This window comes from Edaphobacter aggregans DSM 19364 (assembly GCF_000745965.1).
Lineage (GTDB): Bacteria > Acidobacteriota > Terriglobia > Terriglobales > Acidobacteriaceae > Edaphobacter > Edaphobacter aggregans.
In genome coordinates this window covers 1-24,360 of record NZ_JQKI01000001.1, presented here as the reverse complement: position 1 = coordinate 24,360, position 24,360 = coordinate 1, and the positions used below count along the sequence as shown (strand labels likewise).

Annotated in this window: 22 protein-coding genes; 15 read left to right on the top strand and 7 right to left on the bottom strand. The window is 62.1% G+C overall.

Annotated elements, in window-relative coordinates:
* The first annotated feature begins 2 nt into the window (after positions 1-2).
* From Q363_RS00120 to Q363_RS45260, 7 genes are all read left to right on the top strand, one after another.
* A complete protein-coding gene (locus Q363_RS00120; protein ID WP_035346858.1) occupies positions 3-734 on the top strand; it encodes an energy transducer TonB in 732 nt (243 codons plus the stop codon).
* 153 nt (positions 735-887) lie between these two features.
* A complete protein-coding gene (locus Q363_RS00115; protein ID WP_035346856.1) occupies positions 888-1,628 on the top strand; it encodes a MotA/TolQ/ExbB proton channel family protein in 741 nt (246 codons plus the stop codon).
* Positions 1,629-1,798: 170 nt separating this feature from the next.
* Positions 1,799-2,239 (top strand): ExbD/TolR family protein, encoded by a 441-nt coding sequence (locus Q363_RS00110; protein WP_035346854.1) that lies wholly within the window; start codon positions 1,799-1,801, stop codon positions 2,237-2,239.
* A gap of 49 nt (positions 2,240-2,288) precedes the next feature.
* Positions 2,289-2,723, top strand: a complete 435-nt coding sequence (locus tag Q363_RS00105) for an ExbD/TolR family protein (RefSeq protein ID WP_035346852.1) — start codon at positions 2,289-2,291, stop codon at positions 2,721-2,723.
* Positions 2,724-3,037: 314 nt separating this feature from the next.
* A complete protein-coding gene (locus tag Q363_RS00100; protein ID WP_035346850.1) occupies positions 3,038-3,859 on the top strand; it encodes a tetratricopeptide repeat protein in 822 nt (273 codons plus the stop codon).
* Between the two features lie 123 nt (positions 3,860-3,982).
* Complete coding sequence (gene accC, locus Q363_RS00095) at positions 3,983-5,479, top strand: acetyl-CoA carboxylase biotin carboxylase subunit (protein WP_035346847.1); 1,497 nt, start codon at positions 3,983-3,985, stop codon at positions 5,477-5,479.
* The gene (locus tag Q363_RS45260) at positions 5,476-5,967 is read left to right on the top strand and encodes an acyl-CoA carboxylase biotin carboxyl carrier protein subunit (RefSeq protein WP_051978111.1); all 492 of its coding nucleotides are present in this window, start codon (positions 5,476-5,478) and stop codon (positions 5,965-5,967) included. Before accC ends, Q363_RS45260 begins: the two co-directional genes overlap by 4 nt.
* Positions 5,968-6,447: 480 nt before the next feature.
* On the opposite strand, the gene Q363_RS00085 is transcribed toward Q363_RS45260, so the two are convergent.
* The gene (locus Q363_RS00085; protein WP_211256091.1) at positions 6,448-6,798 is read right to left on the bottom strand and encodes a hypothetical protein; all 351 of its coding nucleotides are present in this window, start codon (positions 6,796-6,798) and stop codon (positions 6,448-6,450) included.
* Positions 6,799-6,974: 176 nt separating this feature from the next.
* Between Q363_RS00085 and Q363_RS00080 the strand changes: the two genes are divergently transcribed.
* The 3 genes from Q363_RS00080 to Q363_RS00060 all read left to right on the top strand — a co-directional run bounded on the left by Q363_RS00080 (position 6,975) and on the right by Q363_RS00060 (position 11,181).
* The gene (locus Q363_RS00080; RefSeq protein ID WP_035346844.1) at positions 6,975-7,304 is read left to right on the top strand and encodes a PadR family transcriptional regulator; all 330 of its coding nucleotides are present in this window, start codon (positions 6,975-6,977) and stop codon (positions 7,302-7,304) included.
* A gap of 391 nt (positions 7,305-7,695) precedes the next feature.
* Entirely contained in the window at positions 7,696-10,356 is a 2,661-nt protein-coding gene (locus tag Q363_RS00065; protein ID WP_035346841.1) for an ABC transporter permease, read from the top strand.
* Positions 10,357-10,440: 84 nt separating this feature from the next.
* Positions 10,441-11,181: a YIP1 family protein gene (locus Q363_RS00060; protein WP_035346835.1), complete on the top strand. Its 741-nt coding sequence runs from the start codon at positions 10,441-10,443 to the stop codon at positions 11,179-11,181.
* A 6-nt stretch (positions 11,182-11,187) separates the two neighbouring features.
* Here Q363_RS00060 and Q363_RS00055 read toward each other — a convergent pair whose 3' ends face one another.
* From Q363_RS00055 to Q363_RS00040, 4 genes are all read right to left on the bottom strand, one after another.
* Entirely contained in the window at positions 11,188-12,675 is a 1,488-nt protein-coding gene (locus Q363_RS00055) for a sialate O-acetylesterase (RefSeq protein WP_035346832.1), read from the bottom strand.
* A 60-nt stretch (positions 12,676-12,735) separates the two neighbouring features.
* Positions 12,736-13,254: a YceI family protein gene (locus tag Q363_RS00050; protein ID WP_035346830.1), complete on the bottom strand. Its 519-nt coding sequence runs from the start codon at positions 13,252-13,254 to the stop codon at positions 12,736-12,738.
* A gap of 152 nt (positions 13,255-13,406) precedes the next feature.
* Positions 13,407-14,657: a beta-ketoacyl-ACP synthase II gene (gene fabF, locus Q363_RS00045; protein ID WP_035346828.1), complete on the bottom strand. Its 1,251-nt coding sequence runs from the start codon at positions 14,655-14,657 to the stop codon at positions 13,407-13,409.
* Between the two features lie 2 nt (positions 14,658-14,659).
* Entirely contained in the window at positions 14,660-14,905 is a 246-nt protein-coding gene (locus tag Q363_RS00040; RefSeq protein WP_035346823.1) for an acyl carrier protein, read from the bottom strand.
* Positions 14,906-15,218: 313 nt separating this feature from the next.
* On the opposite strand from Q363_RS00040, the gene Q363_RS46015 reads away from it, so the two are divergent.
* Positions 15,219-15,824 carry a DUF1810 domain-containing protein gene (locus Q363_RS46015; protein WP_425387617.1) on the top strand — a complete coding sequence of 202 codons (606 nt, stop codon included), beginning with the start codon at positions 15,219-15,221 and terminating at the stop codon, positions 15,822-15,824.
* Positions 15,821-16,447 carry a hypothetical protein gene (locus Q363_RS00030; RefSeq protein WP_281175955.1) on the top strand — a complete coding sequence of 209 codons (627 nt, stop codon included), beginning with the start codon at positions 15,821-15,823 and terminating at the stop codon, positions 16,445-16,447. Before Q363_RS46015 ends, Q363_RS00030 begins: the two co-directional genes overlap by 4 nt.
* A gap of 15 nt (positions 16,448-16,462) precedes the next feature.
* On the opposite strand, the gene Q363_RS00025 is transcribed toward Q363_RS00030, so the two are convergent.
* Positions 16,463-17,950: a DNA recombination protein RmuC gene (locus Q363_RS00025; RefSeq protein ID WP_035346821.1), complete on the bottom strand. Its 1,488-nt coding sequence runs from the start codon at positions 17,948-17,950 to the stop codon at positions 16,463-16,465.
* 113 nt (positions 17,951-18,063) lie between these two features.
* On the opposite strand from Q363_RS00025, the gene Q363_RS00020 reads away from it, so the two are divergent.
* On the top strand, positions 18,064-20,100 hold the full coding sequence (locus Q363_RS00020; protein WP_035346818.1) for a M13 family metallopeptidase: 2,037 nt from the start codon (positions 18,064-18,066) through the stop codon (positions 20,098-20,100).
* A 124-nt stretch (positions 20,101-20,224) separates the two neighbouring features.
* A complete protein-coding gene (locus Q363_RS00015; RefSeq protein WP_035346816.1) occupies positions 20,225-21,271 on the top strand; it encodes a VWA domain-containing protein in 1,047 nt (348 codons plus the stop codon).
* On the opposite strand, the gene folP is transcribed toward Q363_RS00015, so the two are convergent.
* Positions 21,256-22,179, bottom strand: coding sequence for a dihydropteroate synthase (folP, locus tag Q363_RS00010; protein ID WP_035346814.1), 924 nt, complete (start codon positions 22,177-22,179; stop codon positions 21,256-21,258). The two genes, Q363_RS00015 and folP, sit on opposite strands and share 16 nt — an antisense overlap.
* Positions 22,180-22,283: 104 nt before the next feature.
* On the opposite strand from folP, the gene dacB reads away from it, so the two are divergent.
* Positions 22,284-23,933 (top strand): D-alanyl-D-alanine carboxypeptidase/D-alanyl-D-alanine endopeptidase, encoded by a 1,650-nt coding sequence (dacB, locus tag Q363_RS00005; RefSeq protein ID WP_035346812.1) that lies wholly within the window; start codon positions 22,284-22,286, stop codon positions 23,931-23,933.
* Positions 23,934-24,360: the final 427 nt, after the last annotated feature.

The window sequence follows — 24,360 nt, the reverse complement described above, 5'->3', positions numbered from 1 at the left end:
ATATGTTTGAAGATGCATTGATGGAGTCCGGCGGTAAGATCAAGACCAAGTCCAAGTACTGGATGGTTGCGACGTTTGCGTTCAACGGCGCGATCCTGGCCATGCTGATCCTGATTCCGCTGCTTTACCCCGAGGCTCTGCCGAAGACGGCGATGACCGCCATGCTTGTGGCACCGCCCCCACCCCCTCCTCCCCCACCTCCGCCACCTCCGGCTCAGGTGATCAAGCCGATCAAGATGGTTTCGGAGATCGATCAGGGCCTGCACGCGCCGACGAAGATTCCCAAGGACATCAAGATGCTGAAGGAGGAGGCTGCGCCTCCGCCGCAGATGGCTGGCGTTGCCGGCATGAGCGGCATGGGCTCTGGCTCCGGAGTTCCCGGCGGCGTGATGGGCGGCATTGGAACCGCTCCGGCACCGGTGGTGAAGGTGGAGAAGCCGAAGGGACCAGTGCGCGTCTCGAGCGGTGTCGTCTCCGGTATGGCGCTCTCGCAGCCGAAGCCGATCTATCCTCCGATTGCCAAGGCTGCTCACGTCTCGGGTGCTGTGGTGTTGCGTGCCGTGATCTCAAAGACGGGCTCCGTGGAGAACCTGCAGGTGATCAGCGGGCCTGAGATGTTGCGGGCTGCTGCTCTGGATGCCGTGCGCAACTGGAAGTACAAGCCGTATATTTTGAACGGCGAGCCCACCGAGGTCGACACGACCATTACGGTGAACTTCAACTTCGGCGGTTAGCATTCTTTCTCCGGACGGCCGCTTTCTGTTGGAGGCGGCCTCATCTGGACGACAACAACGACTTTGCTCGCAAGCATCCTGAGGGCATCACCCTTTTGGGGAGTTTCCGGGTTAGAAACACGAAGGTTAGAGTTCCAATCAGGAGGAAATTCTGTGATTCTCGCTCATCTCGCAAATATCGCTCATGTACCCACCTCGCTTGCTCTGTTCTTTCAGGAGCAGCAGGTTGGCTTCAGCCCTCTCCAGCTCTGGGGCAACATGGGCAATCTGGCCCGTGCGGTCGTCATCATTCTGTTCATCATGTCGATCTGGTCGCTGGCCGTGATCATCGACCGCGCACTTTACTTCTCGGCAGCTCGCAAGCAGTCGCGTGAGTTTGCTCCGAAGGTAGCCGGTGCGCTGAAGGATGGGCGTCTGGACGAGGCGATCAAGGTTGCTGATCGTTCGAAGAAGTCGCACCTCGCCGAGGTGGTCACCGCCGGTCTGCAGGAGTTCCGCAGCTTTGGTTCGGGCGGCGCGATCACCGACGAGCAGATCGAGAGCTCCAAGCGCGCGCTTGAGCGCTCCGAGGCCATCGTTCACGCCAAGCTGAAGCGCGGCCTGGGCGGTCTGGCGACGATCGGATCGACGGCACCGTTTATCGGCCTGTTCGGCACCGTGGTCGGCATTCTGAACGCCTTCCAGCAGATCGCCACGCAGAAGACCTCCGGTATCGGCGCAGTCGCCGGCGGTATCTCTGAGGCCCTGGTGACGACGGCGTTCGGTCTTCTGGTCGCCATCCCGGCCGTTATGACTTTCAACTACTTCACGGGCAAGGTTGAGGCCTTCGACGTGGAGATGGACAACAGCTCCTCTGAGCTGGTGGACTACTTCATCAAGCAGAGCCACCGCTAAGAGCCGCGCGCTCCCTTCGGGGAGGCGTGATGGAAGAACATCCTGCGAGAATGACAGCTCGAGAGACTCCGGGTGCCGCAAGCGAACGGCATCCGGAGATCGAGAGAAGGGTCAGCGGAGCAGGACGATCGCAGGAACGGAATACGGCGAGTCCGTACGGAGTGTAGGTTATGGCGATTGCAAAGCGGGATGAGGGCAGCAAGGTAAATTCCAACATCAACGTGACGCCGATGGTGGACGTCATGCTGGTGCTGCTGATCATCTTCATGGTTATCACCCCGATGCTGAACAACAAGGTGAACGTCGACCTTCCGAAGACCGATTCGGCGACGGTGATGGAAGACGCGAACAAGGAAGACGCTGTTACGATCGCGGTGACGCGCGACGGGCGGACATTCCTGGGCGGCGACCAGGTGACGCTGGACAACCTGGGGCCGAAGATCTCGGCGAAGTTGGAGAATAAGACCAACAAGCAGGTCTTCATGCGCGCCGATGCCCGGGCCAACTACGGCAAGGTGATGGACGCGGTCGACGGCATTCGTGCCGCGGGCGTGAGCCAGCTTGGACTGCTGACGGAGAAGCGCGAGCAGACTGAGACGGCGAAGAAGTAAAGATTTGCGGCTTGCCGAGTGCAGGCCAGAGTGTTTAGGAGAGTTTGCTATGGGAATGGGCGGAGGAAATAAAGGCGGAACGATGTCGGAGATCAACGTGACTCCGATGATCGACGTTCTTCTGGTGCTGCTGATCATCTTCATGGTGATCGTGCCGGTGACGCCGAAGGGTCTGGACACGCTGGTGCCTCAGCCCCCGAAGGATCCTTCTAAGTCGGAGCCGAACGACCGCACGATCGTAGTGCAGGTTCTGTCGAACGGCGCGGGAGCCCCTTCGTACAAGATCAACGATAACGCCTTCAACAAGCAGGACATCGAGCCGAAGCTGGCCGAGATCTTTGCGACGCGCCAAGAGAAGGTGATGTTCGTAAAGGGCGATAAGGACCTGGACTTCAGCAAGGTCGCCGAGGTGATCGACTTTGGCCACCAGGCAGGAGTCGATAACATCGGTCTGATCACGCCTCGGGTTGAGTCGGGTCAGTAGTCCAGAGTAGTCGGGTGTCGCATCAGTTTCGCTTCGGGCGGTCCGGCTATGCGAGCGGTCGCCCGATTCGTCTGTTGGTAGCATGGCTCAGGTTCAGGTTCTCGATGGCCCGCCGAGACGCGTTCCTTCATCCCCTTTCCGGGGAGAACAAGGCACTGTCCTGAGAGATTGAGAGATATCGCAAGTTAATAAGGCATCCGCCTCTGGTCACGTCAGGTGGTATACCATTACAATCAACCGCAAGCATAAACACTGCTTCGCTGATCTACCGTCCCCAGACGAAACGCGCCCATTTGAAGGAGATACCACGTCCCATGAAATTGACCGCACGGATTCCGGTTACGGCCGCTCTGTTGGCGCTGATGCTTATTTCTGTAACCGGGTGCAACCGCCTGAAGGCGCGTGACCAACTGACGAAGGGCGTAGCGGCCTTCAAGAACGCGCGCTACGAAGAGGCGGTCAACCACTTTCAGACTGCGATTCAGCTTGACCCAGAGTACGAGACGGCGAAGCTGTATCTTGCGACCTCTTACTCCTACCAGGTGGTTCCCAACCTGGACACGCCGGAGAACCTGGCCATTGCGCAGAAGGCGCTGGAGGGCTTCCAGGCGATCCTGGCGAAGGATCCGAACGACTTAACGGCGCTCAAGCAGATGGCATCGATCTACTTCAACATCAAGAAGCTTGATGAGGCGAAGGAGTATCAGAAGAAGGTCATCGCACTTGATCCGAAGGATGCCGAGGCGCACTACACGATCGGCGTGGTGGACTGGATGCAGGCGTACAAGAGCGCGATCACCATTCTCGCGGCCGATGGCCTGACCGATGACGGCAACGGCAACCCCAAGAAGAGCAAGGGCGCCTGCCAGAAGCTGGTGGATGCCAACACGGCGCTGGTGAATGAGGGGATGGAGTACCTCAATAAGGCTGTTGAGCTGAATCCGAACTACGACGACGCGATGCAGTACCTAAACCTCATGAATCGCCGCAAAGCCGATCTGGAGTGCGGCGACGACAACGCCCGCAAGGCCGATCTGGCGAAGGCCGACGACTGGAGCCAGAAGGCGATGGGTGCCCGCAAGGAGAACGAGCGGAAGAAGGAACAGAAGACGCAGGGCGGCGTGACCATGCAGTAACGCTGTTCTTCGTTAGGCGGATGAAGAAAGAGCCTCCCGCTGTGGGAGGCTCTTTCGCGTTTGGGAAAGGGATGCCTTGGTGAGGGGCGTGGGGTGCGGGTAGAATTGCGGCTTGCCGGATGTATGAAAAAAGTTCTGATTGCAAACCGGGGTGAGATCGCGGTGCGAGTGATGCGCACGTGCCGCGAGATGGGGCTCGGGACGGTTGCGGTGTACTCGGATGTGGACCGCAGAGCGCTGCATGTGGCGCACGCCGACGAGGCGTACCGGCTGGGTCCGGGTGCGGCGACGGAGAGCTATCTAAGGGGCGACCTGCTTCTCGATGTCGCGCGTCGAGCAGGCGCCGATGCCATTCATCCGGGGTACGGGTTTCTTTCGGAGAATGCGGAGTTTGCGGATGCCTGCGCGGCGGCGGGAGTGACGTTCATCGGGCCGCCGGCGCGTGCGATGAGGGCGCTGGGGTCGAAGACGAAGGCCCGGCAGGCTGCGGACGCTGCCGCGATGCCGCGGGTCCCGGGCAGTGTGACGGGCCTGGCGACGGTGGAAGAGGCGCTGCGGGTTGCGGGGGAGATCGGGTATCCAGTGATGTTGAAGGCCGCGGCGGGCGGAGGCGGTAAGGGGATGCGCGCGGTGGCGTCGGCAGCAGAGTTGCCTGCGGCGTATGCGGCGGCGTCGAGCGAGGCGGAGCGAAGCTTCGGGTCCGGCGAGGTGTATCTGGAGAAGCTGATTGAGCGGCCGCGGCACATCGAGATCCAGGTGATGGCGGACATGCACGGCAACTGCCTGTATCTGGGCGAGCGCGAGTGCAGCGTGCAGCGGCGGCACCAGAAGGTGATCGAGGAGGCGCCGTCCGCAGTTGTCGGGGACGATCTGCGGCGGAGGATGGGCGAGGCGGCAGTGCGGCTGGCGCTTTCGGCCGGTTATGTGAATGCGGGTACGGTGGAGTTTCTGGTGGACGAAGCGCAGAACTTCTACTTCCTGGAGATGAATACGCGGCTGCAGGTGGAGCATCCGGTGACGGAGATGATTACGGGACTCGACCTGGTCGAGATGCAGCTTCGTGTGGCGATGGGCGAGCCGCTGGCGCTGCGGCAGGAGGATGTTCGGCTGCGCGGGCACGCGGTGGAGTGCCGGATCTACGCTGAGGATCCGGAGAATAATTTCTTTCCGTCGCCGGGTTTGATTACGCGGCTGGTGCAGCCGGGCGGGCCGGGGGTTCGCGAGGACTGCGGTGTGTATGAGGGGTGGACAGTGCCGCTCGAGTACGACCCGATGCTGTCGAAGCTGGTGACGTTTGCCGAGACGCGGGAGGCGGCGATTGCGCGGATGGTTCGCGCGCTGGATGAGTATGTCATCGGCGGCATTCGGACGAACATCGGTCTGTTTCGGAGGATTCTCGATGACGAGGAGTTTCGCGCGGCGTGGATCGATACGGGGTATCTGGAGCGGCTGCTGGCGCGACCTGCCGAGCGAGGGGATCCTGAGATTCCTGCGGACGTTGTGACGCTGGCCGCGGCGCTGTTTGCCTCAGGGGCGAAGCAGAATGGAGCGGACGTGCCGGTTGAGGCGAGTGAGAGCCGTTGGGCTGCGGTGGGGCGGCGTGAGGGTTTGCGCGCGTGACGGTGTGGCTGGAGGTGGAGGGCAAGCGGCTGCGCGTGGAGTTGCCGGCGGATGCGCAGGGTGGCGCGCTGCAGTGCTCGATTGATGGCCGCGTAATCGAGGTGGATGCGCAGGTGCTGGAGCCGGGAGTGATCTCTCTGATCGTCGAGGGGCGGCAGTATCGATGCGTTCTGGATGGCGACGCGGTGGTGATCGGTGGGCGGCGGTTCGGGTTTGCGGTGGATGATCCGCGATCGCTGCGCGGCAGGCGCGGGGTGGGGGAGGGAGGCTCGGGGCCGCGCGCGGTGAAGGCTCCGATGCCGGGGCGCGTGGTGCGAGTGCTGGTGGCCGAGGGTGATGAGGTGGCGGAGCAGCAAGGCGTGGTGGTGATCGAAGCGATGAAGATGCAGAACGAGCTGAAGTCGCCGAAGGCCGGGCGGGTGGTCCGGGTGGCCGTCGCTGTGGATGGCACCGTAGGGTCGGGCGATGTTCTGGTGGTGGTGGAGTAGTCCCCCTCCCCTCGGTACTTTTTTGTGCAAGATCTTCCATCAATTTGGGTTAGGTGGGTACTTCGTGCCATTGGAGGGTCGTTTCGTTGAGTTAAATGAGAAAGCCCCGGCTGGCCGGGGCTTTTACTTCTATATCAATTGTAGCTGGATGAAGGAAATTAATCGGCAACGTGGATCTTCTTTGGTTTGTGTTGATTATGGGTATTTGGGGCTTGACAGGGTTTTGCGGCTCGCCGGGCTGTGGATCGCTTCGCCTTTCGGACTTCGCTCCGGCCTACGGCAGTGCGGTTGCGCCTTCGGTGCGGATTATAGAGGACCAAGGCTGGAGCTTTGGCTCACCGGAGACCAGGGCAACCGTGAGGCGCGGCACGATCGAGTCTTGTGGCGTTGATGAGTTTGGATTGCCTTCGACAGGAGCGGAACCCATTCATGCCGCTTCGCGTTATGAATGGGGCAGTCGGGGAACGCCTCAGACGCTAATCAGCGAGCCGAAACTGATCTCGTCGCAAGGTTGCGGCGCAAGCGAATATGTTGAAAGTCATACGTCGCAGCGAAGGCCAACAAGACCGTAGTCAAATAGCCGCCAGCAAACAGTACGACCGTATCGACTTGTTTGCAGCCCATAACAATGTTGAGTTGAGAACAACCAAAAATTCTCTCAAACCAACTCAGAGAGAACAGTCCGACGAGGTGCAGAGCAAGCCATTGAAGGCCGATCAGTTGAATGTACCAAGGTGTATTCGGTGGATAGCCCACGTCTATCGGGAACCCACAGAGGACGAAGAAGTTCACTAGCTCTATTAGCAATGCCGCCAGGAGAACAATTGCCACTTTCACCTTCATCTGGAACCCCCGATCAAGCTGCGCCGCCAGTAAAACACAGTATCCAGAGCAGAAGGAATAATTCCAACGCCCGTCCTAAGTCCTCCGGCTACACGAGCAACAGGGTTCCCCTTGACATTCGACAGGAGAAGGCAGAGTCTGTTGTCGAATGTCGAGGGGAGCGCATGGCGCCATCATCGGAGTTGCTGCAGGGTACGCTTGATCTTTTGATTTTGAAGTCGCTGGCTCCGGGGCCAATGCATGGGTGGGGGATTGCGCGGCGGATTCAGCAGGTGTCGCGGGAGGCGCTGGAGGTGGGGCAGGGCTCGCTGTATCCGGCGCTGCATCGGCTGGAGTACAGAGGCTGGGTGAAGGCGGAGTGGGGTGATTCGGAGAACAACCGCAGGGCGAAGTTCTACTCGCTGACGAAGAAGGGCGTGAAGCAGCTGGAGTCGGAGATTGCGGAGTGGGAGCGGCTGACGGCGGCGATTGCGCTTGTGCTGAAGGGGGTGTGATGGGTTACCCAGGGGCTAAAGCCCCTCTGGTCGCGGAGTGATAGAGTGCCTGGGCTAAGGCCCAGGCCTACCTCAGAAGCAACAGCAACAGCCCCAACAACAACAACAGCAACAGCAACAACAACAACAGCAGCAGCAACAGCGACAGCAACAGCAGCAGCAACAGCGACAGCAAATGCAAGGGAACAGCAACAGCAAACGCAACGCCAACGGCAAGGCAATCGCAACGACAACGGCCAACGCAACGGCAAATGTAACGACAACTGGCAATGGCACCAACGGCAAACGACAAAGGGCAAGGACAAGAGCAAAGGCAAATGCGGGGGTTCTTCGCTTCGCTCAGAATGACGAGGGATGGGAACCGGGTTGAGGTCGGTGTGAAGGAGTTTCTATGCTGAAAAGGTGGGTAGTGCGGCTTCGGCTTTTCTTGCGGCGCGATGCTGAGCTGGATGAGGAGATGCCGTTTCACCTGGAGCGTGAGGCGGAGCAGAACATTGCCGCGGGGATGAAGCCTGAGGAGGCGCGGCGGCGGGCGCGGATTGCGTTTGGTGGAGTGGTGCGGGCGAAGGAGGAGTGTCGCGAGGCGCGGCCGGGGTTCTGGATAGAGGTGCTGGCGCAGGATGTGCGCTATGGGCTTCGCGGGTTTCGGCGGAGTCCGGTGTTTACGCTGACGATTGTCGCGACGCTGATGCTGGGGATTGGGGCTACGGCGGCGGTGTTCAGTGTGGTGGACCGGATTCTGTTTCGTGCGCTGCCTTACGCCGATGCTGACCGGCTGGTGTCGGTGGGGCTGGTGCAGTCGATGGAGACGCAGGAGTTTATGCTTGGCCACTTCTACTACGACTGGAGGAGAGACCAAACGCCGTTTGAGGCGATGACTTCAGAGAATGCAGTGACGAGGGTATGCGACGTGACGGAGGGAAGTCCGGCGCAGTTGAGCTGCCCGATCGTGGAGGTGAATTTTCTGCCGACGCTTGGCGTTACGCCGGTGGCGGGGAGGAACTTTCTGCCGGAGGAGGGGCGCCCGGGCGGGCCGAACGTGGCGTTGATCTCGTATGGCCTGTGGCTGACACGCTACAACCGCGACGCGGGGATTCTGAACAAGACGATTGAGATCGACGGCAAGCCAGTGCGCGTGGTGGGCGTGTTGCCGAAGGAGTTTGAAATGCCTCGGCTACAGGCTGCCGATGTGATCTTTCCGATGACGATGGACGAGGCGGCGGATCGCAAGACGAACTCTGGGCTGGGAGGCCCGAAGCGAGTCTTCGCGCGGCTCAGGCCAGGGGTAAGCGTGGAGCAGGCGTATGCGCAGCTGGGGCCGCTGTTCGAGCAGACGCAGAGGTGGATTCCGGCGGAGATTCGGTCGAACTTTCGTTTGAAGGTGCGGTCGCTGCGCGATCGTCAGATGCAGGATGTTCGTCTGACCGCGTGGGTGTTGCTGGGGACGGTGCTGGCTGTGTTGCTGATTGCGTGCGCGAATGTGGCGAGCCTGCTGATGGCTCGCGGCGCGGCTAGGCAGCGGGAGCTTGCAGTGCGGTCTGCGCTTGGAGCGAGTCGAGGGAGGCTGGTCCGCCAGGCGCTGACGGAGGCGGGGTTGTTGTCGCTTGCCGGAGCTGTGGCGGGATGCGCTCTTGCGCAGGGTTTGTTGCGGGTCTTTGTGGCGATGGCTCCGGCGAGTGTGCCTTACATCACGAAGGTGCATCTGGATCTGCGGATTGCAGGCTTCACGGTGTTGCTCTCGTTTGTGTGTGGGGCTTTGTTCGGTTTGATCCCGGCGCTGCAGAGACCGCGAGAGGAGCTGCTTACGGGACGCACGCCGGGTTCGCTCTCACATGCGGCGATTCGTCAGTGGCTTGTGGTGGCGCAGATTGCGGCGAGTGTGGTGTTGCTGACGGCGGCGACGCTGATGCTGCGCAGCTTCTGGAAGATCGAGAACCAGCAGCTGGGGATGCGCGAGGACAACACGGTGACGGCGAGGATTACGCTGGGAGAGCATAAGTACTCGAGTGCGGCAAGCAAGATGATGTTCTTCGGGCAGTTGGCGACGCGACTTCGCTTTCTGCCGGGAGTGGAGGCGGTGTCGGTAAGCGATTCGCTGCCGCCGGATGGTGCGCACGCCGGTGTGCGCTACGGGGAGATCCTTATTGATGGCAGGCCGCGAACGGCGGAAGGGCCGGGGTCGGTCGTGATCGCACGACTGGTTTCGCCGGATTACTTTCGCGCGCTCGATGTGCCGATTGTGCGAGGCGTGGGTTTTCAGGAGAAGGACCTCAACTCCAACGAACGGGTTGTGGTGATCAGTCAGCGGCTGGCAGAGACGCTGTTTCCTTCTGAGGATCCGATCGGGATGCGGTTGAACTTTGAGCACGTCGGTGATCCCAAAGCTCCGTGGTACACGGTAGTTGGGGTTGCAGCGAATGTGAAGAATGGCGGGCTGACGGGCGAGCAGACTCCCGAGTATTACTTTCTGAGGCGCAATCGGGCGGAAGACTGGGGCCGCTGGGGTGTGTGGGACCAGACATCGGTATTTGTGGTGCGAAGTTTGCTGACGGAAGAGGAGACATCGAAGGCGATTCGGGCGCAGGTGGCGGCGCTGGATTCGACGCTGCCGGTGGATATTGCGACGTTGCGGCAGAGAGTGAGCAAACTGGCGGATCAGCCGAGGTTTCAGGCGACGCTGGTTGGATTCTTCGCTGCGATTGGGCTCACGCTGGCGGTGATTGGTCTGTATGGCGTGATTGCTTTTCTGGTGGCGCAGAGGACGCAGGAGATTGGCGTGCGGATGGCGCTGGGGGCGGCGAGGATGGACATTCTGCGGCTGGTGATGGGGAGGAGCGCGCGGTTGATTGTTGCGGGAGTTGTGGCGGGGCTGGTGGCTGCACTTGCGACGTCGCGCGTGCTGTCGTCGCTGCTGTTCGGAGTGGGGCCGCGCGATCCGGTTACGTTTGGGGCGGTGACGCTTCTGCTGATCGTGGTGGCGCTGGCGGCGACGCTGGTTCCGGCGAGGTCGGCGAGCCGGGTTGATCCGGCGGTGGCACTGCGCAGCGAATAGGTTGGAATTTTTGTTTCTCGGCTGAGCCGCGCGGGCTACAATCCGGCAGCGCTGTTTTCAGATAAATCGCTGCGGGAGAGTGCGATGAGTGATTCGCTTGTGGAGCAGGGAGCGGGGCTGAGCGAGGTGGAGCGTGTGGTGGATGTGTTTGTCGCTCCCTCGAAGACGTTTACGGATATTCTGCGCAGCGCGAAGTGGTGGCTGCCGTTTGTGCTGATGGTGATCGTGACGCTGGGCGTGACGGTGGTGGTGGACAAGCAGGTGGGCTTCGAGCGCGTGGCGGAGAATCAGGTTCATCAGAACGCGAAGCAGGAAGAGGCGATGAATAACCTGACGGCGGAGGAGAGGGCGCAACGGCTGCATGGGATGGCGATCGGGTATCGCTACTCCAGCTACGCGTCGTTTGTGTTCATCCTGATCTTTGTAGCGATCGGCGCGCTGCTGTACTGGGCGAGCATCAACTTCGGTATGGGCGCGCGGACGACGTATGGGCAGATGTTCGCGGTGTGGATGTATGCGGGGCTGCCGCGGCTGCTAACGGGATTGCTGACGATCCTGACGCTGCTGTTCGGCGGCAACGCGGATGCGTACGACATGCGCAATCCCGTGGGGACGAATCTCGCGTACTTCATGCCGGATGCGCCGCCGTGGCTGAAGGCGGCGCTGGGCTTCGTCGACGTGATCGGGATCTGGGTGCTGGTGTTGCTGATACTCGGCACGGCGATCGTGGCGAAGGTTCCGCGAGGCAAGGCGGCGGTGGTCGTCATAGGCTGGTGGGTGTTCGGGCTGCTGGTGAGTGTCGGAATCGCGGTGGCGACGAGCTAGTCACAGCTAGGGCTCGGGGTATGAGGTGAAGGTGGAGGCTGGGAGTCCCGCGCCGTTCGAGAGATTGTTGGCCGGGAAGTTGGGCCAGGCGTAGCGGACGTAGCGGGGCTCGGGGATGGTGGGGCTGGTGGCAACGATGGAGTTGCCCTCGATGCGCACGGTGGCTGGCACGAAGCGGCCGTCGGCTCCGGCGATCTCGAAGCCCTGCGGCGCGGCACCGTGGGTGGTGAGTCCTTCGGCGTAGTCGAACCAGACGTGCAGGGTGTTGCCTTCGGGGTATGCGAGGCGGAAGAGCGGGCCGGAGGCAGTCACCTTTTCGCCGTAGACGTCGCTGCGGGCCAGCAGCGCGAGGCGCGCGCCTACGGTCTGCTTGTCGGCTGGGTGTACGTTGGTCTGGTTACCGACGTCGATGGTGACGGCCATGCCGGTGTTGGCGAGTGAGAGGGCGCGGCGCTGGGCGTCGCGGAGCAGGCCCCAGTTCTCCTCAGGCGTGCTCTGGTAGCCGGAGATCTGCGCGAAGAGGAAGGGGAAGTCGCCCTGGCGCCACTGGTGGCGCCAGTCCTGGATGAGTTCGGAGAAGACGCGATTGTAGATCTCGACGGTCGAGAGCCTGGCGTTGGTCTCGCCCTGGTACCAGATGACTCCGCGGATGGGGAGCGGGGTGAAGGGCGCGATCATGGCGTTGAAGAGCGCGGCGGGCTGGTAGGAGAGCGGGTTGGGGTGGTAGCCCTGCTTTGGAGGCGTCCTGCTCTCGGCGAGGGCCTGTTGGGCGACGGCGTCGAGTCGCTGCAGTTCGGCCTCGCGGGTCATGCGGTCGGCGCGGGCGGCGAAGAGGGGCATCAGTCCGGGGTCGGCGGAGAGGCCGGTGAGCGAGACCCATGCCTCGGCAGGAGTGCCGCCCCAGGTGGAGTCGATGAGGCCGATGGGGACGTGCTGGTGCTCCTGGATGTCGCGGGCGAAGAAGTAAGCGGCGGCGGAGAAGTTGCGCGCGTTCTCGGGCGTGCAGACCGACCAGCCTTTGGCGCTCTTCACGTCGTCGAGAGGGTACTCGGAGGTGTCGCGGTCGACGAGGAGCAGGCGGATTTGCGGGTGGTTGGCGGCGGCGATCTCCTTCTCGCTGTCCTTGAGCGGAGCGCTGGGGAAGCCGGCGAGCGGCATCTCCATGTTGGACTGGCCGGCGGCGAGCCAGAGGTCGCCGAGAAGGATGTCGTCGAGTGTGACGGTGTTGGCGGCGCGGACGGTGAGGGTGAAGGGGCCACCGGCAGGCTGTGCGGGCAGGTAGACGCTCCAGCGGCCGAGGTCGTCGGCGGTTGCGGAGGCAGAGGAGCCGTGGAAGTCGACAGCGACCTTCTCCCCGGGCGAGGCGAATCCCCAGATGTGGATCGGCATCTCGCGCTGAAGAACCATGTGGCTGGAGAAGACTTTGGGGAGGGAGACGTCGGCGCGGGCGAAGGATGTGGCGAGGAGGAAGGCGAGACAGAGGCGAAGGTTCATCACTAGAACCTTTATAACGCGTGCTGCGGACGTGCGGAATGGATGGTTGAGAAGACAGGGCTATTGTTTGAAGACGAGCGGTGGGCCGCTGACGCGCTTTCCGTGGAGGTCAACAGTCACCTCGACCCGGTCTGCGATCTTGATGAACGGGATGCCGCTATTCATCCCGAATTCCTTGCGGTCGAATGCCATCGTCCCTTTAATCGAGCCCGCACCTGTTCCTTTGCCCTCGGCCGTGAACGTGAGGGTCTCGGGTTTCGAGACTCCGCGAATCGTAAACGTACCCGGCATGTCGAAGGTCTCCGGGCCGGTCTGAACGACTTTGGTGGAGCGGAAGGTGATCAGGGGGTCCTGCTCGACGTTGAAGAAGTCTTTGCTCTTGAGCTTGCCATCCTTCATGCCGCTTCCGGTATTTACGGACGCTGCCTGAATTTGAACGTCCAGAACGCCCGTCGTCACGTCGGTCGACGGAAACTTCAGCGTGGCAGTCCACTTTTCGAACTTACCGGTCAGATCGACCGAGGCCTTCACGTGAAAGGTGATGGTGCTGTTTTCCTGCGTGATTACGAAAGTGGGCACCTGCGCCCGGCTCAGTGATGGCAGGAGCGCAGATGCGGCGAGACAAAGAATGGCTAGTCGCATGCCCGCGAGTGTGGGCCTTTTTTCGGGGGCTGTCAAATCAGCGCACTTTACCAGTGCGGCCAGAGAGGCTCTCCGGCTGAACGGAGGTGCTACTCCGTCCAGCGCTTGAAGACGAGCGAGCCGTTGGTTCCACCGAAGCCGAACGAGTTGGAGAGTGCGATGTCGATCTTCGCGGGTTGCGGCTTGTTGGGGACGTAGTTCAGGCGGCACTGGGGGTCGGCCTCGACGAGGTTCATCGTGGGGGGAGCGATCTGGTGCTGCATGGCCATGATGGTGATGCCTGCCTCGAGTCCGCCGGCTCCGCCGAGAAGGTGGCCGGTCATGGACTTGGTGGAGCTGACGAGCAGGGTGCCGTTCTTGGCGCGGTCGCCGAAGACGTTCTCGATGGCCTGCGACTCGAGCGCGTCGCCGAGCGGGGTGGAGGTAGCGTGGGCGTTGACGTAGTCGATCTCGTCGGCAGAGATCTTCGCCGATTTGATGGCGTGGCTCATGGAGCGGGAGCAGCCTTCGCCCTCGGGGGCCATGCCGGTCATGTGGAAGGCGTCGGCGGAGAGGCCGTAGCCGATGACCTCGGCAAGGATCTTCGCGCCGCGAGCCTTTGCGAACTCCAGGTCCTCGAGGATGAGGATTCCCGCGCCTTCGCCGACCACGAAGCCGTCGCGATCCTTGTCGAAGGGCCGGCAGGCGTGGGTGGGGTCGTCGTTGCGCGTGGAGAGCGCCTTCATGGCGGCGAATCCGCCGACTCCCATGGGAGTGATGGCGGCTTCGGTGCCACCAGCGATCATCACGTCGGCGTCTCCGCGCTGGATGATGCGGTAGGCGTCGCCAATGGAGTGCGCGCTGGTCGTGCAGGCCGTGGCAGTGGCCTCGTTCGGTCCCTTGGCGTTGTACTTGATGGAGACGTGTCCGGCGGCGAGGTTGATGATGGTGGCGGGGATGAAGAAGGGCGAGATCTTGCGGGGGCCGCCGTTCATCAGGGCGGTGTGCTCGCGCTCGATGACATCGAAGCCGCCGATTCCGGAGCCGATGTGAACGCCGACACGGTCGGATATCTCGTCGGTGACGGTGAGGCCGGAGTGCTTCATGGCCTCTTCGGAGGCAGCGAGGGCGAAGTGGATGAAGCGCCCCATCTTGCGGGACTCTTTCTTTTCCACGAACTTTAACGGGTCGAAGTTCTTGACCTCGGCGGCGAGGCGGACGGTATGCCCGGTGAGATCGAAGGCGGTGATCTCGGCCATTCCGCTCTTGCCGGCCATGAGACCTTCCCAGACCTCACACGCAGTATTTCCGACCCCGCAGATTAGTCCGAGGCCGGTTACGACGACACGACGCTCAATCATTGCTACTTCGCCGCTTTCTGGTTCTTCTCGATGTAGTCGATGGCGTCCTTGACGGTCTTGATCTTCTCGGCATCTTCATCGGGAATCTGGAGATCGAAGGCCTCTTCGAACTGCATGACGAGCTCGACCACGTCGAGGGAGTCGGCACCGAGGTCCTCCTGGAAGCTTGCGCCCGGGGTGACTTCGGCCTCATCGACCTGAAGCTGCTCGACGATAATCTGCTTTACCTTTTCATCTACTGCTGCCATGTGTGTCTCCTGTCTTACGTTCAAAGGGGCAAAGTCCAAGTGGTGGGCCTGATGAAGGAACATCCTGCCATAAAACTCAAGAATACTGAGCGCCTTTGTGAGTGTAAAGCAAAGCGCGGCGCGTGTGGGGGGACACTTTCCTCCGGGAGGGGCTGGCCGAATAGCGGGCACACCCGGCCAGGGGCGGGGTGTTGGAGACAACCCGGGCGTCGCCTTGTTTTGTGCGGATTGCCCCGACGCAGGCAGAGAGAGTTACCGCGTTGGCGCGTCTGTCGGTAGACTCCTCTGGCGAGGTGCGACGATGAGGCAGGCGATGGGTGGACGAGACGGGTACGAGCTGGAGCGGTTTGTCCGTGCGCAGGAGAGCGTCTACGAGCAGGCCTGCGCGGAGCTGCGTGCGGGCAGGAAGCGGACGCACTGGATGTGGTTCATCTTTCCGCAGATCAAGGGGCTGGGGTCGAGCGAGATGGCGGTGCGCTATGCGATCTCGTCGATCGAGGAGGCCAGGGCGTACCTGGAGCATCCGGTGCTGGGCCCGAGGCTGCGGGAGGCGACGCAGATCGTGCTGGAGTTGAAGGACAGGACGGCGGAGGAGATCTTTGGGTATCCGGACAACCTGAAGTTCCACTCTGTCGATGACGCTGTTCGCCCAGGCGGCGGAGATCTCGGAGGAGGACCTGGTCTTCAGCCAGGCGCTGGACAAATATTTCGCGGGCAAGGAAGACGCGGGGACGATCGAGCGCCTCTAACGGTGGTATGGGGCCGGGGAGCGCGTCGCCTATGCCTGGCAGGAGATGGAGCGGATGGTCTGGGGTCGTGGCGGTCTGCGTCCTTTTTTCGCTGGGTCTTCTGGAGGGATGCGGAAGGCGGGAGAAGGCGGACGCTGAGCCCTCCCCGGGTCCGGCCGCGCCTCCGATGAAGCCGGCGCCGGCGACGCCGATTCTTGCCAAGAAGGTGGAGCTGGGCCACCCGACGCACTGGGAAGTGGAGTGGGACAAGATCGTGGAACTGGCGATTCCACCGGAGATGGTCTCGCACAAGGTTCCACGCGATGTGCGGAGATTCTGCCCGAGATTCTACGAGATGGATGAGGCGGACAAGCGCGCCTTCTGGGCGTACTTCTTCCAGGCCCTGGCGGGGGCGGAGGCCGGGCTGAAGCCGACGACGCGCGTGCGCCACACCGAGCCGGAAGTCGCGGTCACCGACAAGGTGACCGGCCGCGCCGTGCGCAGCGAGGGCCTGCTGCAGCTGACCTATATGGACCAGCAGCGCTATGGGTGCGACTTCGACTGGCAGCACGACAAGACGCTGCCCGCCGAAGATCCCGGCAAGACGATCCTCCAGCCCAAGAACAACCTGGAGTGCGGGGTGAAGATCCTGGAGAACCAGATCATCGATCAGAAGAAGCCGCTGCTGTCGCAGACGGGATACTGGTCGACGCTGCGGCCGGGGACGGTAAGCTACAGGGTCTTCGCGAAGCAGATGACCAATGTTCCGCTTGCCTGCAAGCCCATGAAGCAGAAGCCGATGGCGGGCCGATAGGCCGGATGGAAACCTTTAGTCCTCATCGTCCGTTGAGGCCGCGAGGAAGGTAGTGATTCCCGCCGCCTGGTCGAAGTCAATAAACGCTCCGGGAAGTCGCTTCTCGGTCTCACCGACCTCGCGCAGGGTGCGGTTGATCGCGCGGGTGCGGACGCCGAGCTTCTGAATGGTGTTCTGCACGGTGCCAACCTGAGACTCCATCTTCGTCATCAGTGTCTCGAAGTTGCCGAACTCCTTCTTCGTGCCTTCGAGCACCTTCCATACCTCGTCCCCCTTTTCCTGGATGGCGAGCATATGGAAGCCCATCTGAAAGCTGGTGAGGATGGCGGAGAGCGTGCTTGGCCCGGCGATGGTGACGCGACACTTGGACTGCACCTCGGCCTGCAGAGCGTCGCGGCGCATCACCTCGGCGTAAAGACCCTCGGTGGGAAGGAACATGATCGCGTGCGGCGTCGTGCGCGGCGGGTTGATGTACTTCGAGCAGATGCGGTCGCCCTCGGTACGGATCGCTGCCTCAAAGGCCTTGCCTGCCGCGGCGATCTGCTCCGCATTGCCGCTCTCATAGGCAGCCTCCAGGCGCTCCCAGTCCTCGCGTGGAAACTTGGCGTCGATCGGCAGCAGAGTCTCGCCGGAGTGCCCGGGAAACCGCACCGCGAACTCGACGGCCTCAAGGGAACCATCCTTCACCTTTGCGTTGCGAAGGAACTGGCTGGGCGCAAGCATCTGCTCCAGCAGCATACCGAGCTGGACCTCGGCGAACCCGCCACGTGACTTCACGTTTGTGAAGATACGGCTCAGGTCGTTGACGCCATCCGATAGTTTGGTCATCTCGCCGAGCCCGGTATGCACCTTGTTGAGCTGGTCGGTAACCTGGCCGAAGCTCTCCGTCAGCCGCGTCTGCAGCGTGTCGTTCAGCTTTTCGTCCACGGTCTTCCGCATCTTTTCAAGCTCCGTCGAGTTGTCGGCGTTGAGCTTGTCGAGCCGCTGCTCGACTGCTTCGCGAAGCTGATTCTGCAGAGCGGTGTTACTCGTCATCAGCTCATTGAGCTTGTTGTTGAGCGATTCACGCAGATCGCTGTGTTGACGATTGGTGTCTGAGGTGAACCGCAAAATCTGCTGGCTCATGGATTCCATCTGCTTCTGAACCGCATTCCGTAGAAGCTCGTCAGAGTTCTTGTTGTCGGCGCGGAATCCATTGAGGCCACTCTGAAGAATCTGGCTCAGCTCAGCGATGTTGCGGGTCACCTCGGTCCGTAGCGAGCCGAAGTCGGTGGCGCTCGCTTCACGAGTCCGCTGTGCCTCGGCAGCAATGTCGGCTCGCATCTGGGCGAATGCGCTCCGAATGTGCTCGTCCAACGCCTGGTTGCGAGCGTCCAGCCGCGTAAGCTGCTCGGGAAGCAGGGCAAGGCGGGGATCGACCGCCGGAGCCTGCTGCCTGCGTAGCAGAAGCATGAGGACAACGACAAGAGTCACGATCTGGCAGGCAATCAGGGCAGTCGACATTTCGTTTTTCCTTCGCCACAGAATAGCATTGCCAGAAGCGAGGAGAAACGTTACATTTCCACGCGCCGTACGTATAATCCTCGCCCACATCCGTTTCGAATCCTGAGGTGACTATGAAGAAAGTGTGTGCGCACGCGTTTGTTCTTTTCTGTTTCGCTACAGCCTTTGCCAGTGCTGGCCTGTCCCAGTCGACCAGCCTGAAGGGAATTGAAACGGCGGATCTCGACCGCAATGCCGACCCATGCAATGACTTTTACGAGTACTCCAACGGCACGTGGCGCGCACAGAATCCCATCCCCAACTCGATGGACCGGTGGAGCCGGCGGTGGAAGGCCGGCGAGACAAACAAGGATCAGCTGAAGATCATCCTCGACGATATCTCGAGCCACCCCGCGACGAAGGGCACTCCCGCGCAGCTTACAGGCGACTTCTACACCGCCTGCACCAACCAGAAGGCCATCGATGCAGCCGGAATCAACCCGTTGCAGCCGATGCTCCGGCAGATTGCCGCAATCAGGACTGCGGCTGACCTGGAGGCCGCAGTGATCGCGCTGCAGGAGATCGGCGTGCAGGTTCCGTTCGACCTCTATTCGACGCCCGATCCACACGCGCCGCAGAACGTCATCGCGGATGTAGGCGCATCCGGCCTCGGTCTGCCTGACCGCGACTACTACCTCAAGCCGGAGAAGCGCTTCGTGGACGCTCGCGCGGGATACCTTGTCCATGTTGCGAAGATGCTCGAGCTGGCGGGCTCCTCGCCGGCCGAGGCAAAGAGCGCAGCGGAGACGGTGATGTCAATGGAAACCGCGCTGGCGAAGGCCTCGCTCGACAACGTCGCCTTGCGCAACCCCGTCAATATCGACCACAAGATGACCTTCGCCCAGCTGCAGCAGCTCACCCCACACTTCGACTGGACGACCTACTACCGAGGCGCAAAGATCAATCCTGCCGACCTGAATGTCGAACAACCGGAGTTCATGAAGGAGGTCGAGCGCCAGTTCAGCAGCACACCGATTCCGCGGTGGAAGACTTACCTGCGCTGGCACCTTCTGCACGACTACGCTGACAGTCTCTCCACGCCTTTCGTCGATGCCAACTTCGCCTTTTATCAGAAGCAGCTGAGTGGAGTGGGCGAGCTGAAGCCGCGGCCCACGCGCTGCGCGGAACAGACCGATGCGCTGCTCGGCGAGGCGCTCGGCCAGGAGTACGTCAAGCGCTACTTCCCGCCCGAGGCCAAGGCTCGCGCGACCGAGATGGTCACCAACATCCTCGCCGCGATGCACGACACCATCGAAGGCGCCGAGTGGATGACGCCGGAGACCAAGAAGAAGGCGGTCGAAAAGCTCTCCACCATCAACGTCAAAGTCGGATATCCCAACAAGTGGAAGGACTACTCCAGCGTCGCCATCACTCGCAATGGATACTTCGCGGACGTCCTCGCCGCAGAACGGTTCCAGACCGCCGACGATCATGCGAAGATCGGCAAGCCTGTCGATCGTGACCTGTGGGGAATGACTCCGCCGACCTCCAACGCCTACTACAACCCGCTGCTGAACGAGATCGTCTTTCCTGCCGGCATCCTTCAGCCTCCTGCGTTCAGCGTCGATGTGACGGATGCAGTGAACTACGGAGCAATCGGCGTTGTGATCGGCCACGAGATCAGCCACGGCTTCGATGACGAGGGCGCGCAGTTCGACGCGCAGGGACGGTTGCAGAACTGGTGGAGCCCGGAGGACCTGAAGCAGTTCCAGGCGAAGACAGCGTGCGTCGCCCATCAGTTCGACAGCTACACCATCGGCGATGGCATTCACATCAACGGCAAGCTGATACTGGGCGAGAGCATCGGCGACCTGGGCGGAGTGAAGATCGCGTACCTCGCCTTCCAGAAATCGCTCAAGAACAAGCCGCCGGCGCCCACCATCGACGGCTTCACTCCCGATCAGCAGTTCTTCATCGCCTGGGGACAGTTCCGCGGCGACGAGACTCGTCCGGAGACCCAGAAGCGAATGGTGCAGGGAGACCCGCACCCGGTGGCGAAGTTCCGAGTCCTCGGGCCTCTCTCGAACTATCCGCCGTTCGCGGAGACCTTCGGCTGCAAGGCCGGATCGGCGATGGTCCGTCCGGATGCAGAGCGCTGCGTGGTCTGGTAATCAGGCCACCGGATTCTCTTGCGTGCTTGAGGAGAACGGAGGCTTTCAGCGTGTTTCAAACGTCTATCCACGTGTTGCAGCACAGGGCTCGGGCGTTTGGCCGTTATCGAGAGCAAAGGAGACTATGACCACTGGAACCAGACTTGGCGCTATTGTTTTTGCCTTCCTTTCCTCATTTGTACTAGCTCAGACGAAGCAGGAGACTCCGGCTTCGGAGACCAACGGAAAGATCTATCTGGACGCTGTCGTTTCGACAAACGGAGGAGCGCCCGTAGCTGGACTCGAGCAGAAAGACTTCACCGTGCTCGACAACAAAGTGGCGCAGCCGATCGCCTCGTTTGAGGCGCTGGGTGGCGAAAAAGCTCCGGTCGAAGTGCTTGTTGTCGTCGACGCAGTGAATACGAGCTTCTCGATCGTCGCAGCCGAGCGAGATCAGATCGCGCGATTTCTCCACGCAAATGGTGGACATCTCGCCCATCCTGTAAAGTTGGCGTTCTTTACGGAGAAGGGGTTGGAGATGCAGCCCCAGCCTTCGACGGACGGCAACTCACTGAGCGCTGCACTGGACAGCTACGAGGTACGCCTGCGAACGATCCGGCGCTCTTCCGGAATCTATGGCGCCGACGAGCGACTGCAACTTTCGCTGAACATGGTGCGCCAGCTGGCGCAGCAAGAGGCGGCGCAACCGGGAAGGAAGATGGTGTTCTGGATCTCACCGGGTTGGCCGATGCTGAGCGGACCAAACGTCGTCCAGTTGACGCCCAAACAACAGCAGCAACTGTTTGCCAATATCGTGGCTCTATCGACCGGGCTTCGCGCTGCAAGGATGACGCTGTATGCGCTGGATCCCGTGGGCGCGGACGAATCGGTGATGCATGGCTCCTACTACATGAGCTTTGTAAAGGGAGTGGCGAAGCCGCGCGATGCCGGCTTCGGAAAGCTTGCTCTTCAGGTTCTGGCGACACAAACGGGCGGCCTGGTGGTGAACTCGAACGACCTGACGGAGCTGTTTGGACGTTGTGTGAAGGATGCGGAAGCGTACTACGAGATTGCGTTCGTACCCGCGCCTGATCACGGCGAGCAACGCGATGTCTATCACCAGGTAGAGGTGAAAGTGGCGAGGCCGGGTCTTCCCGTGCGGACGCTTCAGGGATACTACTCAAATCCCTGAAGGATGCGGTCGGCGATCGCGGCGGCCTCGGCGGCTGGCTGGGCTTCGTGAACGCGAAGGATGTGGGCGCCCGCTAGGATCGCGGCGACGTTGGCCGCGGTTGTTGCGTTCAGGCGGGCGTTGACTGGCGGCGGTGCGGCCTGGTGGACGGCGGCAAGCGACGGTGACTGCGCGACGGTTTGGGCGAGGAAGCTCTTGCGCGAGGCTCCGAAGAGGATGGGGCGCTCGAGGCGGTGGAGTTCGGAGAGGTGCGCGAGGATCGGATAGTTTTCGTCGAGGCGCTTGCCGAAGCCGAGGCCGGGGTCGAGGACGATCTTCTCCGGCGAGATGCCCGCGGCTTGAGAGGCGGCGAGGCGGTCTTCGAGGCCGCTGAGGACGAGAGGCATCACCTCATTGGGGGCGAGCGCGGTTTGCGTGCGCCACTCGTTTGGGGTGCCGCGGGTGTGCATCAGGATGACTCCGCAGCCGAGGCTGGCGAGGGTGGCGAGCATCGCGGGGTCCCAGAGGCCGCCGGATACGTCATTGACGATCTCGGCTCCGACCTCGACGGCGCGCTGCGCAGTGGCCGCGTGGAAGGTGTCGATGGAGACGATGGTGCGGGGGCGCTCGCGGAGGAGGGCCTCGAGGACAGGGAGGACGCGGGCCTGCTCCTCGTCCGGGGAGAGGCGCGTGGCGCCGGGGCGCGTGGACTCGCCGCCGAGATCGAGCAGGTCGGCGCCGTGGTCGAGCAGGTCGAGCGCGTGGGCGACCGCGCGCTCGGGTGCGGAGGCGGCGTCGTAGAAGTGGCCGCCGTCGGAGAAGGAGTCCGGCGTGACGTTGAGGATGCCAATGATGAGGGTTCGCCGCCCGAGCGCGAGGCTGCGGGTCCGGAGCCGCCAGTCGTAGGTGGGGCGCGGCGCGAAGGGCATGGGGAGATTCTAGTTGCAGGTTGTCAGTTGTTCGTTGCCGCTGGTGCGGTTGTCGCCTTTGAACCTGCAACTGGCAACTCGCTCCTCTGCTAGACTGCGCGCATATGAACAGAGTGTTTCTTGCGGGCATGTTGGCGGCGGCCGTGTGCGTGGGGGCGGCACAGGGGCAGGGCGTTGGATGCGACGCGGCGGTGGCTGCGAAGGCCGGGCGTGGCGGTCCGTGCACGGAGCTGGCGCGGCAGATCGCGGAGGTGGTGGCCGATCCGGCGGTGGCGCGGGCGCACTGGGGGATCGTCGTGACCGCGATGGGTGGCGCGCCGATCTACGCGATGAACGAGGGGCAGTTGTTCCAGCCGGCGAGCAACACCAAGATGTTCACCACCGCGACGGCGCTTACGCTGATGGGACCGAACGCGACGTTCGAGACGAAGGTGGTCGCGCGGGGCAAGTTCAACGGGCCGGTGAATCTTGCGGGCGACGTCGTGATCGTCGGGGGAGGCGATGCGAACCTCTCGGGGCGGCCGATTCCTTATGTTCCTCCGGCGCTGCGGCCTACGGTTGCGCCGGGGGAGACGCCTCCGCCGGGGCCGCCTGCGCTGCGGTATCTCGAGGAGATGGCGGATCAGGTGGCGAAGACGGGGCTGAACGTGGTGAACGGCGACGTTGTTGGCGACGACACGCTGTATCCGTGGGAGCCTTACCCGGAGGACTGGTCGATCGATGATGCGGTGTGGGGCTACGGGGCTCCGATCTCCGCGCTGACCGTGACGGACAACCAGCTTGCCGTGAAGGTTGCGCCGGGCACGGCGGCGGGGCAGCCCGCGATCGTCACGGTCGATCCTCTGTTTCCGTACTACACGGTGGACACGACGGCGCTGGTGACGGGGCCGGCGAAGAGCGGTAGCCATGTGCAGATGGACCGTGCGGTGGGCTCGCGGGTGCTGCGCATTTATGGCTCGATTGCGGTGGATGCGCATCCTGATGACGAGGACGTTGCGTTCCAGGACCCGGCGGAGTTTGCGGCTGCGGCGCTGAAGTCGATGCTGGAGGCTCGGGGCATCGTGGTGACGGGCGTTGCGCGGGCGAAGCATCGCCTGCCGGTGGACTCGCGCGGATTCATGCAGGCGTCGCATGAACCGGTTGCGGGGCTTGACTGGGCGAAGAGTTACGCTCCGGCACGGGCCGGGGCTATGGCGGGTGAGACGGTGCTCGCGCAGCATCTCTCGCCGGCGCTGATCGAGGACATGGTGGTGACGAACAAGGTCAGCCAGAACCTGCATGCGGAGATGTTTCTGCGCAACGTGGGTGCGGCGGTGCTGGGCGATGGCTCGACGGTGAATGGGGCGCGGGTGGTGCGGGCGTTTCTGACGATGCGGGTTGGCGTCGATCCGGACGACTTTGTCTTCTTCGACGGCTCGGGGCTGAGCGGGCACGACCTGGTGACTCCCCGGGCGACGGCTCGGCTGCTGCAGTTTGCCTCGACCCAGCCTTGGTTCGCGGACTGGAAGCGGACGCTTCCGATCGGGGGCCAGGACGGGTCGCTCGTCGAGCGGTTCCCGACGGCACCGCTGAAGGACCACGTCTTCGCCAAGACGGGCACGCTGGGCGAGGCGCGGGCGCTGAGCGGCTACCTGGACTGCGCGAGCGGGAAGACGGTGATCTTCTCGATCATGGTGAGCGCGCATACACCTCGCTCGAACGTGGACCGGGAGGCGATGGACAGGATCGTGGGGCTGATTGCGGCGGCTAATTGACGGCAGGGAGTAGGAGTAGGAAGTAGAATCGCTCCCTCCCCTCGGAAAGTATGCAAACTATTCAAAACAGGTTATTTAGGGTGGTACTTTGGTTTAGTCCGTTCTGTAAAGTGTCTGGAATGAGTGGCTTGGCTTCTAGCTCCTTTGCAAAGTTTTCATTTTGTTTGGGTTAAAGAGTGAAGGCCCCGGGGATGTCCGGGGCCTTTCTGTTTTTCTGTCTTATGGTTCTATTTTAGCGGGTCGGGTGGGGTGAATCGGCGCTTTTTTGAGATTTATTTTCGGGTGTAAGTGATTTGTTTTGTGTCTGTTGGTGGAGTTGTTGTTGGCGGGAAGGCTTGACAATCTCTAACGACGTTGGCGGTGTCAAGGGCGAAGTAAGGCGCGGTCGTGGGGAGCGGGGTCAAGGGCGCCGTTTTTTGGCGTTCAT

Coding starts and splice junctions, on each gene's coding strand:
- Q363_RS00100 (WP_035346850.1), top strand. CDS start 3,038: ATGAAATTGACCGCACGGATTCCGGTTACGGCCGCTCTGTTGGCGCTG.
- Q363_RS00015 (WP_035346816.1), top strand. CDS start 20,225: ATGACCACTGGAACCAGACTTGGCGCTATTGTTTTTGCCTTCCTTTCC.
- Q363_RS00055 (WP_035346832.1), bottom strand. CDS start 12,675: ATGAACCTTCGCCTCTGTCTCGCCTTCCTCCTCGCCACATCCTTCGCC.
- Q363_RS00025 (WP_035346821.1), bottom strand. CDS start 17,950: ATGTCGACTGCCCTGATTGCCTGCCAGATCGTGACTCTTGTCGTTGTC.
- Q363_RS00120 (WP_035346858.1), top strand. CDS start 3: ATGTTTGAAGATGCATTGATGGAGTCCGGCGGTAAGATCAAGACCAAG.
- Q363_RS00030 (WP_281175955.1), top strand. CDS start 15,821: ATGAAGCCGGCGCCGGCGACGCCGATTCTTGCCAAGAAGGTGGAGCTG.
- Q363_RS00040 (WP_035346823.1), bottom strand. CDS start 14,905: ATGGCAGCAGTAGATGAAAAGGTAAAGCAGATTATCGTCGAGCAGCTT.
- Q363_RS00065 (WP_035346841.1), top strand. CDS start 7,696: ATGCTGAAAAGGTGGGTAGTGCGGCTTCGGCTTTTCTTGCGGCGCGAT.
- dacB (WP_035346812.1), top strand. CDS start 22,284: ATGAACAGAGTGTTTCTTGCGGGCATGTTGGCGGCGGCCGTGTGCGTG.
- Q363_RS46015 (WP_425387617.1), top strand. CDS start 15,219: ATGGGTGGACGAGACGGGTACGAGCTGGAGCGGTTTGTCCGTGCGCAG.
- Q363_RS00020 (WP_035346818.1), top strand. CDS start 18,064: ATGAAGAAAGTGTGTGCGCACGCGTTTGTTCTTTTCTGTTTCGCTACA.
- accC (WP_035346847.1), top strand. CDS start 3,983: ATGAAAAAAGTTCTGATTGCAAACCGGGGTGAGATCGCGGTGCGAGTG.
- folP (WP_035346814.1), bottom strand. CDS start 22,179: ATGCCCTTCGCGCCGCGCCCCACCTACGACTGGCGGCTCCGGACCCGC.
- Q363_RS00080 (WP_035346844.1), top strand. CDS start 6,975: ATGGCGCCATCATCGGAGTTGCTGCAGGGTACGCTTGATCTTTTGATT.
- fabF (WP_035346828.1), bottom strand. CDS start 14,657: ATGATTGAGCGTCGTGTCGTCGTAACCGGCCTCGGACTAATCTGCGGG.
- Q363_RS00105 (WP_035346852.1), top strand. CDS start 2,289: ATGGGAATGGGCGGAGGAAATAAAGGCGGAACGATGTCGGAGATCAAC.
- Q363_RS00110 (WP_035346854.1), top strand. CDS start 1,799: ATGGCGATTGCAAAGCGGGATGAGGGCAGCAAGGTAAATTCCAACATC.
- Q363_RS00060 (WP_035346835.1), top strand. CDS start 10,441: ATGAGTGATTCGCTTGTGGAGCAGGGAGCGGGGCTGAGCGAGGTGGAG.